This is a genomic window from Tsukamurella tyrosinosolvens, assembly GCF_900104775.1.
Taxonomy (GTDB): Bacteria; Actinomycetota; Actinomycetes; order Mycobacteriales; family Mycobacteriaceae; genus Tsukamurella; species Tsukamurella tyrosinosolvens.
Genome location: NZ_FNSA01000003.1, coordinates 2,364,206 through 2,379,155 on the forward strand (window position 1 = coordinate 2,364,206; position 14,950 = coordinate 2,379,155).

General features: G+C 71.2%; 15 protein-coding genes. 11 read left to right on the forward strand and 4 right to left on the reverse strand.

Features of this window, described 5'->3' with window-relative positions; genetic code table 11:
- Positions 1 to 57: 57 nt before the first annotated feature.
- Positions 58 to 711, forward strand: coding sequence for an HAD family hydrolase (locus BLW32_RS12860; RefSeq protein WP_068741926.1), 654 nt, complete (start codon positions 58 to 60; stop codon positions 709 to 711).
- On the opposite strand, the gene BLW32_RS12865 is transcribed toward BLW32_RS12860, so the two are convergent.
- Positions 698 to 1,096 carry a hypothetical protein gene (locus BLW32_RS12865; RefSeq protein ID WP_139286143.1) on the reverse strand — a complete coding sequence of 133 codons (399 nt, stop codon included), beginning with the start codon at positions 1,094 to 1,096 and terminating at the stop codon, positions 698 to 700. The genes BLW32_RS12860 and BLW32_RS12865 overlap by 14 nt on opposite strands.
- Before the next feature lie 124 nt (positions 1,097 to 1,220).
- Positions 1,221 to 2,993, reverse strand: a complete 1,773-nt coding sequence (locus tag BLW32_RS12870; protein ID WP_414929961.1) for an alpha/beta hydrolase — start codon at positions 2,991 to 2,993, stop codon at positions 1,221 to 1,223.
- A gap of 162 nt (positions 2,994 to 3,155) precedes the next feature.
- On the opposite strand from BLW32_RS12870, the gene BLW32_RS12875 reads away from it, so the two are divergent.
- A complete protein-coding gene (locus BLW32_RS12875) occupies positions 3,156 to 3,419 on the forward strand; it encodes a phosphoribosyl-ATP diphosphatase (RefSeq protein ID WP_068525912.1) in 264 nt (87 codons plus the stop codon).
- A gap of 23 nt (positions 3,420 to 3,442) precedes the next feature.
- Positions 3,443 to 4,288: an ATP phosphoribosyltransferase gene (hisG, locus tag BLW32_RS12880; protein ID WP_068525625.1), complete on the forward strand. Its 846-nt coding sequence runs from the start codon at positions 3,443 to 3,445 to the stop codon at positions 4,286 to 4,288.
- 38 nt (positions 4,289 to 4,326) lie between these two features.
- Here the strand turns inward: hisG and BLW32_RS12885 are convergent, their stop codons facing one another.
- Positions 4,327 to 5,157, reverse strand: coding sequence for a thioesterase family protein (locus tag BLW32_RS12885; RefSeq protein ID WP_068525626.1), 831 nt, complete (start codon positions 5,155 to 5,157; stop codon positions 4,327 to 4,329).
- A gap of 121 nt (positions 5,158 to 5,278) precedes the next feature.
- Between BLW32_RS12885 and BLW32_RS12890 the strand changes: the two genes are divergently transcribed.
- The 5 genes from BLW32_RS12890 to BLW32_RS12910 all read left to right on the forward strand — a co-directional run bounded on the left by BLW32_RS12890 (position 5,279) and on the right by BLW32_RS12910 (position 12,601).
- Positions 5,279 to 6,106: a tRNA (adenine-N1)-methyltransferase gene (locus tag BLW32_RS12890; RefSeq protein WP_068525627.1), complete on the forward strand. Its 828-nt coding sequence runs from the start codon at positions 5,279 to 5,281 to the stop codon at positions 6,104 to 6,106.
- 33 nt (positions 6,107 to 6,139) lie between these two features.
- Positions 6,140 to 7,867, forward strand: a complete 1,728-nt coding sequence (gene arc, locus BLW32_RS12895; protein WP_068525628.1) for a proteasome ATPase — start codon at positions 6,140 to 6,142, stop codon at positions 7,865 to 7,867.
- An 80-nt stretch (positions 7,868 to 7,947) separates the two neighbouring features.
- Positions 7,948 to 10,575 carry an ATP-binding cassette domain-containing protein gene (locus BLW32_RS12900; protein WP_082791428.1) on the forward strand — a complete coding sequence of 876 codons (2,628 nt, stop codon included), beginning with the start codon at positions 7,948 to 7,950 and terminating at the stop codon, positions 10,573 to 10,575.
- A 72-nt stretch (positions 10,576 to 10,647) separates the two neighbouring features.
- Positions 10,648 to 12,138, forward strand: coding sequence for a depupylase/deamidase Dop (gene dop / locus BLW32_RS12905; protein ID WP_068741922.1), 1,491 nt, complete (start codon positions 10,648 to 10,650; stop codon positions 12,136 to 12,138).
- A 4-nt stretch (positions 12,139 to 12,142) separates the two neighbouring features.
- Positions 12,143 to 12,601, forward strand: a complete 459-nt coding sequence (locus tag BLW32_RS12910; protein ID WP_068525631.1) for a nitroreductase family deazaflavin-dependent oxidoreductase — start codon at positions 12,143 to 12,145, stop codon at positions 12,599 to 12,601.
- A gap of 118 nt (positions 12,602 to 12,719) precedes the next feature.
- Here BLW32_RS12910 and BLW32_RS12915 read toward each other — a convergent pair whose 3' ends face one another.
- On the reverse strand, positions 12,720 to 13,106 hold the full coding sequence (locus BLW32_RS12915; protein WP_102101912.1) for a hypothetical protein: 387 nt from the start codon (positions 13,104 to 13,106) through the stop codon (positions 12,720 to 12,722).
- A gap of 74 nt (positions 13,107 to 13,180) precedes the next feature.
- Between BLW32_RS12915 and BLW32_RS12920 the strand changes: the two genes are divergently transcribed.
- The 3 genes from BLW32_RS12920 to prcA are packed head-to-tail and all read left to right on the forward strand — an operon-like array spanning position 13,181 to position 14,858.
- Positions 13,181 to 13,375, forward strand: a complete 195-nt coding sequence (locus BLW32_RS12920; RefSeq protein WP_068741921.1) for a ubiquitin-like protein Pup — start codon at positions 13,181 to 13,183, stop codon at positions 13,373 to 13,375.
- Positions 13,372 to 14,148, forward strand: coding sequence for a proteasome subunit beta (gene prcB / locus BLW32_RS12925; protein ID WP_068741920.1), 777 nt, complete (start codon positions 13,372 to 13,374; stop codon positions 14,146 to 14,148). Before BLW32_RS12920 ends, prcB begins: the two co-directional genes overlap by 4 nt.
- Positions 14,145 to 14,858, forward strand: coding sequence for a proteasome subunit alpha (gene prcA / locus BLW32_RS12930; RefSeq protein ID WP_068741919.1), 714 nt, complete (start codon positions 14,145 to 14,147; stop codon positions 14,856 to 14,858). The genes prcB and prcA overlap by 4 nt, the downstream gene beginning before the upstream one ends.
- The last annotated feature ends 92 nt before the right edge of the window (positions 14,859 to 14,950 follow it).

Genomic DNA, 14,950 nt, shown 5'->3' on the forward strand with positions numbered 1-14,950 from the left:
ATCGTAGCCGTGGGCCCGGCGCTACCGTCGAGTTCGACGCGCCCTAGCCTGGAAGGCATGAACCTTGCGTCCGCGGTCCTGTTCGACATGGACGGCACCCTCCTCGACTCCGAGAAGCTCTGGGACATCGCCGTCGCCGAGTTCACGCGTGACCTGGGCATGGAGATCACCCCGGAGGCGCGCGAGTCGACGCTGGGCAACGCCACCGCGGACGCGCTGCGCAAGCTCTTCGACTTCGCGCAGGTCCCGGAGGCGGACCGCGACTACGCCGGGGCGGAGCGGTGGGTCTCGAACCGGGTCGTGGAACTGTTCGACGGCGGTATCCCGTGGCAGCCCGGCGCAAGCGAGACCCTGGACCTCCTGGCCGCGGCCGATGTCCCGCTGGTCCTGGTCACCAACACGATCCGCGAGGTCACCGAGCACGCCCTCGGCACCCTCGGCCGCGACCGGTTCGTCGCCACCGTCTGCGGCGACGAGGTGCCCAGCCCCAAGCCCGCGCCGGACCCGTACCTGCGCGGCGCCGAACTCGCGGGCTTCGCGGCGGGTGACTGCGTCGCGGTCGAGGACTCGCCGACGGGCTCGCGATCCGCCCTCGCGGCGGGCTGCACCGTCCTCACGGTCGGCCCCGAGCCGGTGCTCGACGGTGCCCGCCACCTCGGCACGCTGTCCGGGGCCGCGCTCGTGGATTTCGCGCCGCTCAGCCGACGCTGAACGAGGCGTCGCCGGCCCGGCACGTGGCCGGCCCGCGTTCGGCCGCGCTGCACCGCCAGCCGCCCGTCTCGAGGGTGACCGCCTGACCGTCGGCGTGTGCCGCGGCGGCGGTGTAGGCGCGCGCCGCGCGGAGCACCCGGACGCAGTTCGCGGACCCGCCGCGGATCACCACGGGCGCCTCGCTCTGTGCGGTGTCGACGGAACCGCAGATCGTGCCCGGGCCGGCGAGCTCGACGGCCTCGGTCGGCGTGGCCGACGCCGGTGTGGACGTGCCCGCGATCGCGGAGAAGCTCACCTCGCTCGCCGCCGGATCGTCGTTCGCCGCCGCGCATCCCGCGATGGGGAGCAGGAGCAGCGCGCACATCGCTGACCAACGTCGGTTCATTTGCTGGAAACTAGCGGCGACCGCGCCGTCGCGCTCGCTCAGACGCCCTGAAGGTGTTGGGCATCACGGTCATCGCGCCCTGGTGGGCGACGCCACGCTGCGGCGGCCCGTCGGTGTCGAGCGGCTACTTCTCGGCGCCGTCGATCGCGGCGCTCGCCATGACGGCCATCCGCACCCGTTCGGTGTCCGCGGGGGTCCAGCCGGCGGGCGGGAGGACGGCGGCGAAGGCGTCGACCACCGCGGTGCCGTAGTTGTGGCCGTGGCCGTCCGGCACCCCGGCGGCGTTGGCGAGATCGGCGGTGACCTGCCAGAAGGTGACGAACGGGTACCAGGCCATCGCCGGGCTGCGGTCGCGTCCCGGTGCCTCGCGGAGCCAGTCCGGCTGCCGCAGCATGAGCTCGGTCGACCACCAGACGACCGGGTCCGACGGGTGCTGGACGTACACGATGTGCGGCGCCAGCCATTCGGCCCCGCCACTGCCGTCCTCGCCGGTCAGCGGCCGCCGCCCGTCGGTGAAGCGGACGATCAGCCCATCGGTGTACGTGGGCAACACTTCGGGCGTGCCCAGGTCGCGGCGGTCGGTGATCGCGGAATGGATCGGATTCGCGCGCGGCGGGCCGAGCCAGACGACACCGTCGACCTTGTCCCGGATGTCGGGCAGCCCGGCGAACGCGCCCTCGCCCGCACGGGTGCCGAGGCTCTCGCCCATGAGGAGGAGCTTCGGCCGCGTCGCGGCGGGCCGGGCGCGGACATCGGTGACGACGGCGTCGATGAGCCGCTTCCCGGAGGCGAGGGAGGCCTCGCCGTCGGTGACGAAGGAGATCCAGCTGGGCAGGTACGAGTACTGCATCGCGACGAGCGCGACGTCGCCGTCGTACATGAGCTCCACGGCGCGGGCGGCGGTCGGATTCACCCAGCCGGAGCCGGTGGTCGGCACGACCACGACGTGCCGGCGATCCAGCGCGCCGGTACGCGCCAGCTCGCGGTGCAGGAGCGCCACCCGGTCCTCGGGCGTGTCGGCGTTCTCCAGGCCCACGTAGACCCGCACCGGCTCGGCCACCGGGCGGGTGGTGAACCGGGCGATCTCGGCCGCCCGCAAGCCGCCGGAGACGAACTTGCGGCCCTCGTTCCCCAGTCCCGACCACCGCGCGGCCGAGGCCTCCGACCCCGACCTCCAGCTCTCGGCGGGTTGCGGGAACTCGGGCAGCTCCTGATCGTTGGTCGACGAGGCCAGGGTGTTCGCGGTCGCGGTGAACGCCCGGAAGCCGACGTCGTTGACCGTGAAGACCACGAGGATCACGACCAGGCCGAAGCCCAGCACCTTCGCCGCGGGCTGCGGCACCCGCAGGTACGTGTTGGCGCGCCGCGCGAGGAACAGCCCCAGGTCGCGGAGCACGCGGAAGCCGGAGATGAGCGCGGCGGACACGAGGAAGGCCACGATCGGCGTGAGCAGGTACCAGAGGTTCGAGCCGGGCGGCATGCCCATGAGCGCACGGACGTCGTCCTGCCACCGCTTCGCGGCCACCATCATTCCCAGGCCGCCGAGCAGGACCCCCAGCACGATCAACGCCCGCCACACGGGCACGAACCGGGCGCGCCGCGGGTCGTCGCGGATCGGATGCGCGCGCACCAGCAGGTCGACGATCACCCACTTGAGGAGGACGCCGATCGCGTAGCCGATCACGGCGTTGATCCCCGAGACGATGCCCTGGAAGAACCACGACCGCGGGAGCAGCGACACCGTCAGGCTGCTCATCAGGAACAGGCCGCCCACGAACAGGCCCGCGAAGTCCAAATGCAGCAGGCTCCACGCCCACGCCCACGCCGGATGCCGGGCCGCGAAGTCCTCGTAGTTCTCGCGCAGGAAGCGGTCCGGATCCCGCGCGGCGCGCACCACGCGCAGCCGCGCCCGGATCAGCGCGCGGGCGTACCGGTACTGGGTGGCGCCCTTCGCGGGCGGGGTGCCGGGCCCGTCCGTATCCGGGGCCGACGGTGCCGTCGCCTCGGTCGCACTGCCCTCCACACGGACCACTCTAGTTCGCGTGGGACAATGACCTCCGTGAAGACCATGGAGACGCTGTTCGCGGAGTTGGCCACCAAGGCCGAGGAGCGGCCCGCCGGGAGCGGGACCGTCGAGGCGCTGGACCGCGGTATCCATTTCCTGGGCAAGAAGGTGCTCGAGGAGGCGGGCGAGGTGTGGATCGCCGCCGAGCATCAGAGCGATGAGGACCTCGCCGAGGAGGCCTCGCAGCTGCTGTACTGGCTGCAGGTGCTGCTGGTCAAGCGCGGCCTGACGCTCGACGACGTCTACTCCTACCTCTGACTTCTCCCGAAGGAACCACTCACATGTTGCGGGTCGCCGTACCGAACAAGGGCGCGCTCTCCGAGGCCGCCGCCGCCATCCTCAGCGAGGCGGGCTACCGCCGCCGCTCCGATGCGAAGGACCTCACGGTCCTCGACAACGCCAACGAGGTGGAGTTCTTCTTCCTCCGCCCCAAGGACATCGCCCTCTACGTCGGCTCGGGCGAGCTCGACATGGGCATCACCGGTCGCGACCTCGCGCTGGACTCGGGCGCCGAGTTCACCGAGCGCCTCGCTCTGGGCTTCGGCCGCTCGACCTTCCGGTACGCCGGCCCGGCCGGTCAGGAGTGGACCGTCGCGGACCTGGGCGGCAAGCGGGTCGCCACGTCGTACCCGAATCTCGTACGGCGGGACCTCGCGAGCCGCGGCCTCGACGCCGAGGTGATCCGTCTCGACGGGGCCGTCGAGATCTCCATCCAGCTGGGCGTCGCCGACCTCATCGCCGACGTGGTCGAGTCCGGCCGCTCGCTGCGCCAGAACAACCTGATCGCCTTCGGCGAATCGCTGTGCGACTCGGAGGGCGTGCTCATCGAGCGTGTCGGAGTCGAGTCCGACCGTGCCCGCGACCAGCTCACGGCGCGCCTCAAGGGCGTCGTCTTCGGCCGGCAGTACGTGATGCTCGACTACGACTGCCCGCGCACGCTGCTCGACGGGGCCATCGCCGTCACGCCCGGCCTGGAGTCGCCGACGGTGGCGCCGATGGCCGATGACGACTGGGTCGCCGTGCGCGCCATGGTGCTCCGCAAGGAGGCCAACGACGTGATGGACGACCTCGCCGAGCTCGGCGCGAAGGCGATCCTCATGACCGACATCCGCAGCTGCCGCTTCTGACGTCGCCCGGCGCGCCCCACTGCGGGGCGCCGCGACCGTCAGCGGGCGGCGACGAGCAGCGTCTGCGCGCCGACGGCGAACGCGCCGGCACCGTCGTAGAGTCGGGAGACGGTCGTGCCGATGCCCTCGTCCCCGACGAGCTGGTCACCCAGCAGGCCGACCCAACCGTCCACGGGCTGCGGCGACCGGTGGAAGTGCACGGTCATGTCCATGTTCATCCAGGTCACGGCAGTGGGGTCGAGGTAGGCGGAGATGCCGTTCGCGGCGTCGACCACCGAGAAGACCTGCACCAGCGGCGACGGCTCCTCGCCCGCGACGAGCGGCATCTTCGCGCGGATCCAGCACTGTTTGACGCCGTCGGGACCGTCGGGTCCGTCCACGAACCTCCAGTCGCACGCCGCCAGGAAGCCCTGGTCCTTGAGGTGCTGGAAGAAGCCCGGCATGACGCCCTGCGAGGCGCCCGCCGGCGGCAGCACAGGGGAGAGGTCGCGGGCGATCGCGGAGGTGTCCGACGCGGCGAGCGCCCAGGCCTGCGCCCGGGCGACGGTGCGGTACTCCCCGGCCCCGTCGACGCAGTCCATCTCCGCGGTGAGGAGCGAGATGGTGCGTCCGGGCCGCGCGACCCACGCCCGCACCCGGGTCCGGGTGATCGGCACGACGCCGAGCAGGTCGATCGTCACGCGGGAGATCCGGGCGCCCTCGCCGACCAGCTTCTCCATGGCGCGCACCATGATCGCCGCAGGCGGGGCGCCGTGCTGCATGGTGTCGGCCCACACGCTGGCGGTGGACGGCGTCGGGTCGAAGACCTCGTACTCGAACCCGTCGGCGGCGAGGGTGCCCGCGGGGTGGAAGAACGCGCTATCAGCCATGTACCAGTCCTACCGATAGGTCGGATTCGCACCGCGAGCGGGGTGCTGGGAAGATGCTGGGCGCTCCCGGACTCGACCGCGGCGGCCGGATCGGCGGAGCTCCCTGGGAGGATGTACAGCTATGGCGAACAGTGGACCCTTCGTGGTGGGCGACCGAGTACAACTGACGGACGCGAAGGGCCGGAAGTTCACCGTCCACCTCGAGGCGGGCAAGGAGTTCCACACGCACAAGGGCGGCATCCGGCACGACGAGCTGATCGGCGCCCCCGAGGGCAGCGTCGTCAAGGCCGTCAACGGCACCCCGTACCTCGCGCTGCGCCCCCTGCTCACGGACTACGTGCTGTCCATGCCGCGCGGTGCGCAGGTGATCTACCCCAAGGACGCCGCGCAGATCGTGGCCGAGGGCGATATCTTCCCCGGCGCACGGGTGCTGGAGGCCGGGGCCGGCTCGGGCGCGCTCACCTGCTCGTTGCTGCGTGCCGTCGGCCACGAGGGGTCCGTCACCTCGTGGGAGGTCCGCGAGGACCACGCCGAGTACGCGGCGAAGAACGTCGAGGAGTTCTTCGGCGGCCGCCCCGACAACTGGCACCTGCAGCTCGGCGACCTCGCGGAGTACGACGGCCCCCAGGTGGACCGGGTGGTGCTGGACATGCTCGCCCCCTGGGACGTGCTCGACGCGGTCGGTAAGGCGCTCGTGCCCGGCGGCGTGCTCACCGTCTACGTCGCCACCACCACCCAGCTGTCGAAGGTGGTCGAGGCGATCCGCGAGCAGGGGATGTGGACGGAGCCGCGGTCCTGGGAGGCGCTGGTGCGCGAATGGCACGTCGTCGGCCTCGCCGTGCGCCCCTCGCACCGCATGCAGGGCCACACCGCCTTCCTCATCACCTGCCGGCGACTGGCCGACGGCACGGTCGCGCCGCGTCCGCAGCGGCGGTCCAACAAGGGGTAGCGTGAGAAGTCCCCACGGAAAGGGAGTTCACTCGTGACGGAACCGGATCCGACCCGTCCCTCGGCCGCGCCGGCGGACTCGTCCGCCCCGCAGGCCACGTCCGCGGCCGTGCTGCGCGAGCGCGTCGACGCGCTCACCACCCGCAACGCGAAGCTGCTCGAGACGCTGCGCGACGCCCGTAACCAGCTGCTCACGCTCCGCGAGGAGGTCGAGCGGCTGGGGCAGCCCCCGTCGGGCTACGGCGTGCTCCTGGGCACCTTCGAGGACGACACCGTGGACGTCTTCACCTCCGGGCGCAAGATGCGGCTCACGTGCTCCCCGAATCTCGACGTCGCGACCTTCCGCACGGGCCAGACGGTGCGCCTCAACGAGGCGCTCACCGTGGTCGAGGCCACCGAGTACGAGACGGTCGGCGAGATCTCCACGCTGCGCGAGATCCTCGACGACGGGGCCCGTGCCCTGGTCGTCGGCCACGCCGACGAGGAGCGCGTGGTGCGGCTGGCCGCCCCGCTGGCGCTGCAGGCCTCCGACGACCCCGGCCTCGACGAGTTCGGGCTGCCCGTGCGCAAGCTGCGCGTGGGTGATTCGCTCCTGGTCGACACCAAGGCCGGCTACGCCTTCGAGCGCATCCCCAAGGCCGAGGTCGAGGACCTGGTGCTCGAAGAGGTGCCGGACGTCGACTACTCCGACATCGGCGGCCTGGGCCGGCAGATCGAGCTCATCCGCGACGCCGTCGAGCTGCCCTTCCTGCACAAGGACCTGTTCAAGGACTACTCGCTGCGCCCGCCCAAGGGCGTGCTGCTGTACGGTCCGCCCGGCAACGGCAAGACCCTCATCGCGAAGGCCGTGGCGAACTCCCTCGCCAAGAAGATCGCGGAGGTCCGCGGCGACGATTCGCGCGAGGTCAAGTCCTACTTCCTCAACATCAAGGGCCCCGAGCTGCTCAACAAGTTCGTCGGCGAGACCGAGCGGCACATCCGCCTGATCTTCCAGCGGGCGCGCGAGAAGGCCTCCGAGGGCACGCCCGTCATCGTCTTCTTCGACGAGATGGACTCGATCTTCCGCACCCGCGGCTCGGGCGTCAGCTCGGACGTGGAGACCACCGTCGTGCCGCAGCTGCTGTCGGAGATCGACGGTGTCGAGGGCCTCGAGAACGTCATCGTGATCGGCGCGTCCAACCGCGAGGACATGATCGACCCCGCGATCCTGCGGCCCGGCCGCCTCGACGTGAAGATCAAGATCGAGCGGCCCGACGCCGAGGGCGCGATCGACATCTTCTCCAAGTACCTGACCCCGGCGCTGCCGATCCACGAGGACGATCTCGCCGAGTTCGGCGGCGATCGCGAGGCGTGCGTGAAGGCGATGATCGAGCGGGTCGTCGAGCGGATGTACGCCGAGACCGACGACAACCGGTTCCTGGAGGTGACCTACGCCAACGGCGACAAGGAGGTCATGTACTTCAAGGACTTCAACTCCGGCGCGATGATCCAGAACGTCGTGGACCGCGCGAAGAAGCACGCCATCAAGGGCTTCCTCGACACGGGGCAGCCCGGCCTGCGGATCACGCACCTGCTGGAGTCCATCGTCGACGAGTTCGCCGAGAACGAGGACCTGCCCAACACCACGAACCCGGACGACTGGGCACGGATCTCCGGAAAGAAGGGCGAGCGCATCGTCTACATCCGGACTCTGGTGACGGGCAAGAACTCGAGCGCCTCCCGGGCGATCGACACGGAGAACAACACCGGCCAGTACCTCTAGGGGCATCGGGGCTCGTGCCGCACGCACAACAAGCGCGGCATAAGCCCAGGGCAAGCGGCGTCTGAATATAGTGATCCGTGATGAGTACGGATACCGCGGTTCTCACCGTCACTGTGGACGGGCAGACGCTGACCTTCGCCCCCGGCAAGACGGTGACCTTCGGGCGCACGCTCGAATCGGACGTGACGATCAACCACCCACTGGTCTCGCGGACGCACGCCGTGGCGTCCGCGGGCCCGACGGGGTGGATCCTCACCGACCGCAGCACCAACGGCGTCTTCGTGGGCGGTGTCCGCCGGCCCACGATCGCGCTGAACGGCACGCAGCAGCTGATGTTCGGCGACCCGCGGACCGGTGCGGCGGTCACGTTCGCGGCCGCCGCCCGGTCGAACACGCCGCCCCCGCCGCCCGCGCGCACGCCACCGCCCGCGGCCGCACAGCAGCCGGTCCAGCAGCTCCCGGCGGCGCGTCGCGCACCGTCGAACCCCGTACCCCGGCCGAATCCGGGGCCTCCGCCGTCCGCGGGACCCGCGGCGAACCCGGGCCCCGGCTCGAACCCCGGCCAGGTGGCCGGGTCGGCGCCGCATGCCGCCGCGCCCCCGTCGCGGCCGATGCCGCTGCCACCGCGGCAGCAGGCCCCGTCGGCGCCCATCCCGGCCCAGCAGGCCCCGGTCCCGCCGCAGCGGCCCTCGGGCGATGTGGCGCCGCACCTGCGCGCCATGGCCGGCAACACGGGCCTGTACCAGGTGGCGAAGATGCCGGCGCGGCCCCTCGGCACCGGGCAGATGACCATCGGCCGCACCCCGGACAACGACATCGCGATCGGCGACATGCTGGTCTCGCGGCGCCATGCCCGGCTGCTCACCGGCCCGCAGGGCCTCGTCATCGAGGACCTGGGCTCGGCGAACGGCACACAGGTCAACGGCCGCCGCATCGCCGGCCCCACGTCCCTGCGCGACGGTGACCTGGTCACCGTCGGCAACTCCGACCTCATCGTCGAGCAGGGCCGCCTCGAGCGACCGAAGGCCCAGGAGTTCGCGGGCGCCGGGCTCGCGGTGCAGGGCATCACGCTCACCGTCGACGGCAACAAGACGCTGCTGCACGGCGTGGACTTCCGTGCCGCCCCGGGCACGCTGACCGCCGTGATTGGTCCCTCGGGCGCCGGCAAGTCGACGGTGTCGCGCGTCGTCTCCGGCGCCGTCACCCCGACGGCCGGCCGGGTCGAGTTCGAGGGCCGCGACGTGCACCGCGACTTCGACGCGCTCCGCTCCCGCATCGGCATGGTCCCGCAGGACGACGTGCTGCACCGTCAGCTCACGCTGCAGCAGGCGCTGCGGTTCGCGGCCGAGCTGCGCCTCCCGCCCGACATGTCGAAGGCGGACCGCGACCAGGTGATCGACGGTGTTCTCGCGGAGCTGCAGCTCACCGAGCACAAGCAGACCCGCGTGGACAAGCTCTCGGGCGGCCAGCGCAAGCGGGCGTCGGTCGCGATGGAGCTGCTCACCGGCCCGTCGCTGCTCATCCTCGACGAGCCGACGTCCGGCCTGGACCCCGCGCTGGACCGGCAGGTCATGCAGACGCTGCGCCGCCTGGCCGACGCGGGCCGCGTCGTCATCGTCGTCACCCACTCCCTGACCCACATCGACATGTGCGACCAGGTGCTCCTGCTCGCGCCCGGCGGTAAGACCGCGTACTGCGGCTCGCCGAAGGGCGTCAAGGCCGCGATGGGGACGAGCGACTGGGCGGAGATCTTCGACTTCGCCGCCAAGCAGCCCGACGTGGCCTGGCAGCGGTACCGGTCCGCCCATCCGGCGCCGCCGCCGCCCGCTCCCACGGGTGCGCCGCCCTCGCCGACGAAGGCGCCCAAGACGTCGGTGCGCAAACAGCTCTCGGTGATCGCGCGGCGCCAGCTCCGGCTGATCCTCGCCGACCGCGGCTACCTCATCTTCCTGATCCTCATGCCCATCGTCCTCGGCGCGGTCACCCTGCTGGTGCCGGCGGAGAAGGGCCTCGCCGACGTCGTCGACGCCGAGGTCGCGGCGCCCAAGATGATCCTGGTGCTGCTGGTGATCGGCGCGTGCTTCATGGGCGCGGCGCTCACGGCGCGCGACCTGGTCGGGGAGCGGGCGATCTTCCAGCGCGAGCGCGCCGTCGGCCTGCGACCGGGGGCCTACCTGTCTGCGAAGACGATCGTCTTCTTCGCCGCCGCCACGGTCCAGGCCGCGATCATGGTCGGCATCACGCTGATCGGCACGGAGGTGCCCGAGCAGGGCGCCATCCTGGCCAACGTGCCGCTGGAGCTGATCATCGACATCGCCGTACTGGCCTGCGTCTCGACGTTGGTGGGCCTGCTGATCTCGGCGATCGCCCGGTCGGCCGAGCAGGTCATGCCGCTGCTCGTGGTGGTGGTGATCTCGCAGCTCGTGATGAGCGGCGGCCTGTTCGGGCTGCACGGGCGGCCCGGCCTGGAACAGCTGTCGTGGCTGTTCCCGTCCCGCTGGGGCTTCGCCGCGTCCGCGTCCACCATCGACCTGCAGAAGGTGACCGCGGTGACCGATCCGGTCTCGGGGCGCCCGACCCCGTCGAGCGTGGATCCGCTGTGGGATTCGACGCCCACGCAGTGGGGCATCGCGATCGGCGTGCTGGCCGTGATGGCGATCGTCCTGTGGGGCGCGACGCGGTGGCGGATCGGGCGGCAGTCGGCCTGATGGTCGGGCGGCGGTCCGCCGCCGCCGGGAGCGGGGCGAGCGCGCGCGATCAGCACCGATAGGCTGGGCGGTATGCAGCGCATCATCGGGACCGAGGTGGAATACGGGATCTCCGCGCCGAAGGATCCCACCGCCAATCCGATCCTCACGTCCACCCAGGCCGTGCTCGCCTACGCGGCCGCCGCCGCGGTGCCGCGCGCCAAGCGCACCCGCTGGGACTACGACCTGGAGTCGCCGCTGCGCGACGCCCGCGGCTTCGACCTCGGGCGCGGCGGCCCGGCGCCGATCATCGACGCGGACGAGATCGGCGCGGCGAACATGATCCTCACCAACGGCGCCCGGCTCTACGTCGACCACGCGCACCCGGAGTACTCGGCGCCCGAGGTCACCGATCCGCTCGACGCGGTGATCTGGGACAAGGCGGGAGAGCGGGTGATGGACGCCGCGGCCCGCTACGCGTCGACGGTGCCCGGGTCGCCGGCGCTGCAGCTGTACAAGAACAACATCGACGGCAAGGGCGCCTCGTACGGCACGCACGAGAACTACCTGTGCCGGCGCGAGACGCCGTTCGCGGCGATCGTCACCGGTCTGACGCCCTTCTTCGTGACCCGGCAGGTCTTCACCGGCAGCGGCCGCGTGGGTATCGGCGCCAACGGCGACGAGCCGGGCTTCCAGCTCTCGCAGCGCGCCGACTACATCGAGGTCGAGGTGGGGCTGGAGACCACCCTCAAGCGCGGCATCATCAACACCCGCGACGAGCCGCACGCCGACCCGGACAAGTACCGCCGGCTGCACGTGATCATCGGCGACGCCAACCTCGCGGAGACCTCCACCTACCTCAAGGTGGGCACGTCGGCGCTGGTCCTCGACCTGATCGAAGCGGGAATCGACCTCTCCGACCTGCAGCTCGCCACACCGGTGACCGCCGTGCACCAGGTCTCGCGCGACCTCTCGCTCACCGCGCAGCTGGAACTCGCCGACGGCCGGACGATGACGGCGCTCGACATCCAGCGCGCCTACGCGGACCGCGTGGGCGCCTTCCTCGACGGCTCCGACGATGCCCGCGCGCTGGACGTCCACGCCACCTGGGTGCGGGTCCTCGACACCCTCGCCGACGACCCGCTGCGGCTCGCGGACGAGCTCGACTGGCCGGCCAAGCTGCGCCTGCTCGAGGGCATCCGGCAGCGCGAGGGCCTGGGCTGGGCGGCGTCGAAGCTGCAGCTCGTGGACCTGCAGTACTCCGACGTGCGCCTCGACAAGGGCCTGTACAACCGGCTCGTCGCCCGCGGCTCCATGAAGCGCCTGGTCACCGAGCAGCAGGTGATGGAGGCCGTCAGCACGCCGCCCGAGTCGACCCGCGCCTACTTCCGCGGCGAGTGCATGCGCCGCTTCGGCACCGAGATCGCCGCGGCCAGCTGGGATTCGGTGATCTTCGACGTGGGCGCCGAGTCGCTGGTCCGGATCCCCACGCTGGAGCCGCTGCGGGGCACCAAGGAGCACGTCGGCCGGCTGCTCGACGACGCCGCCTCCGCGCGCGATCTCGTGGATTCTCTGCGAGGCTAGGGCCATGGACATCGGTCGTGAGGTGGGGAAGCTCTACGCGAAGGCCTTCCCCGAGGTGCTCAAGGCGCACGGCGAGTTGTACGTGCGATCCGGGGGCCGTGTGGGGCACAAGCTGCTCTTCGGCGTGCCCAGCCTGATCGTGCGCACCGTCGGGGCGAAGTCGGGCGAGCCCCGCACCACGGTGCTGACCTACGTGCGCGACGGCGACGACTACATCGTGGTCGCCTCGAAGGGCGGCGCTCCGCGGAACCCGGCCTGGTACCACAACATGGTCACGGCCGGCACCGTCGACGTGCAGGTCGGCACCGACCGCTTCCCGGCCACGGTGGAGGCGCTCAAGCCCGGCGACGCCGACTACCAGCGGCTCTGGGACCTGGCCGACGCGAACAACGGCGGCCGCTACGCCGCGTACCAGCGCAAGACGTCGCGCCCGATCCCGGTGGTCCGCCTCCGCCCCGCCTGAGGCGGCGCGCCACGTTCCGCGATCACGGCTCGCTCACGCGGGTGTTTCTCGCTGATCATCGGGTTGCAACCCACTACTCGGCGAAGAACCCCCGCGGGAGGAACGGCGGACCGTCGGGCTACATGCCGATGGCGAGGTTCCGGGCGTAGTCGACGCGCTGGTAGACGTCCTGCACCGCCGAGGGCGAGTACACCGGGACGCTGGTGGTGAACGATCGACCCTCCGGACCGACCACGGTGACCTGCACGAATCCCTGTGTGCGGTCCTCCTTGGCGAGCAGGAAGAACAGCGAGAACACGCAGACCGCGAAAGCTCCGACGATCGCCATCACGATGGCCCAGGTGGGGATCGCGCGGGTCGTGACGCTGTGGTTCGTCACGGTCCACTGGGAGCCCATGACGGGGAACGACCCGACCGGCGTGATGATCTCGGTGCGCGTGCAGTGGATGTCGCCGATGCTCACCAGCACCGGATCGGGCATGCTCGGCGGCGTGTACGGATCCACGGCTGCAGTGTAGGCCGGTAGTGTTGGTACATCGGGTCGAGCGGCCCGGATTCGGTCGCTAAGGAGGCAGCGAGATGGCGCAGGAGCAGGTCAAGCGTGGCGGCGGCGGGGACGATGAGGATGCTGCGGGCGGCCCGTCGGGTGCCGGCCACGAGCGCATCGAGAAGCTGACCGACGAGACGGACGATCTGCTCGACGAGATCGACGACGTGCTCGAGGAGAACGCCGAGGACTTCGTGCGCGCGTACGTGCAGAAGGGCGGCCAGTGACCCCGCTGCACGGCGGATCGTCGTTCGTGGAGCATCTCGCCGCTGTGGCGCCCGAGGCGCTGCCCGGCCGGGGTTCCGGGTCCGACGGTGCGCCGGACGTCCCGCACGGCACGACGATCGTCGCCGTGGCCTTCGACGGCGGCGTGCTGCTCGCGGGTGATCGCCGCGCCACCATGGGCAATCTCATCGCGCAGCGCGACATCGTCAAGACCTTCGTCACCGACGAGCTCACCGCGGTGGGCATCGCCGGCACCGCCGGGATCGCGAAGCAGATCGTGAAGCTGTTCACCGTCGAGCTCGAGCACTACGAGAAGATCGAGGGCGTGCCGCTCACCTTCGACGGCAAGGCGAATCGTCTGGCCGGCATGGTTCGCGGCAACTTCGGCGCCGCCCTGCAGGGCCTGGCCGCGGTGCCGCTGCTGGTCGGCTTCGACGAGGCCGAGTCCCGCGGCCGGATCGTCTCCTACGACGTCACCGGCGACTGGCACGACGAGGTGGGCTACCACTCGATCGGCTCGGGCTCGGCGTGGGCGAAGTCGTCGATCAAGAAGCGCTTCCGGCCCGGCCTCGACGCCGACGGTGCGCTCGACGTGGCGGCCGAGGCCCTGTTCGACGCCGCCGACGACGACACCGCCACGGGCGGCCCCGACGTACTCCGCAAGCTCTACCCGACGGCGATCGTCATCACCGCCGACGGTGCCGTGGAGATCGCCGAGGAGGACGTTGCCGCCGCGACGGACCGGGTGATCGCGGCGAGGGGAGGCGAGCAGTGACGTTCCCGTACTACGCCTCCGCCGAGCAGATCATGCGCGATCGCTCGGAGCTGGCGCGCAAGGGTATCGCCCGCGGCCGCAGCGTCGTGGTGCTCAAGTACGCCGACGGCGTCGTCTTCGTCGCCGACAATCCGAGCTCGCTCAACAAGATCAGCGAGATCTACGATCGCATCGGCTTCGCCGCCGTGGGCAAGTACAACGAGTTCGAGTCGCTGCGCCGCGCGGGCATCCAGTTCGCCGACACCCGTGGCTACCAGTACTCGCGGCGCGACGTGACCGGCTGGTCGCTGACCAACGCGTACGCCTCCACACTGGGCACCGTCTTCACCGAGCAGGCCAAGCCCTACGAGGTCGAACTGTGCGTGGCCGAGGTGGGCACCCCCGAGAACACCGGCTCGCGGCTCTACCGCGTGGGCTACGACGGTTCCGTCGGCGACGAGAAGCAGTTCGTGGTCATGGGTGGGCAGACCGAGACGATCACGCCCGTGCTCACCGAGGGCTACGCCGAGGATCTCGATCTCGCGGCCGCCGTGTCGCTCGCGGTGAAGGCGCTGGGAGCGCCGGCACCGTCGAACGGCTCGTCGTCGGCGACCGCGGAGGCCAAGACGTTCGGTGCGGGCGAGCTCGAAGTCGCGATCCTCGACCACACCCGCCCGCGCCGCGCCTTCAAGCGGCTCTCCGACGAGCGGGTCGCGGAACTGCTGAGCTGAGTCGGGTCGCGCCGGCGCGGGGTAGCGCTGGCACCACCGCGGGATCGGGCGTGCGCGCCCGTGACCGCGGACCGTCGATCCGGTGTGCTGGA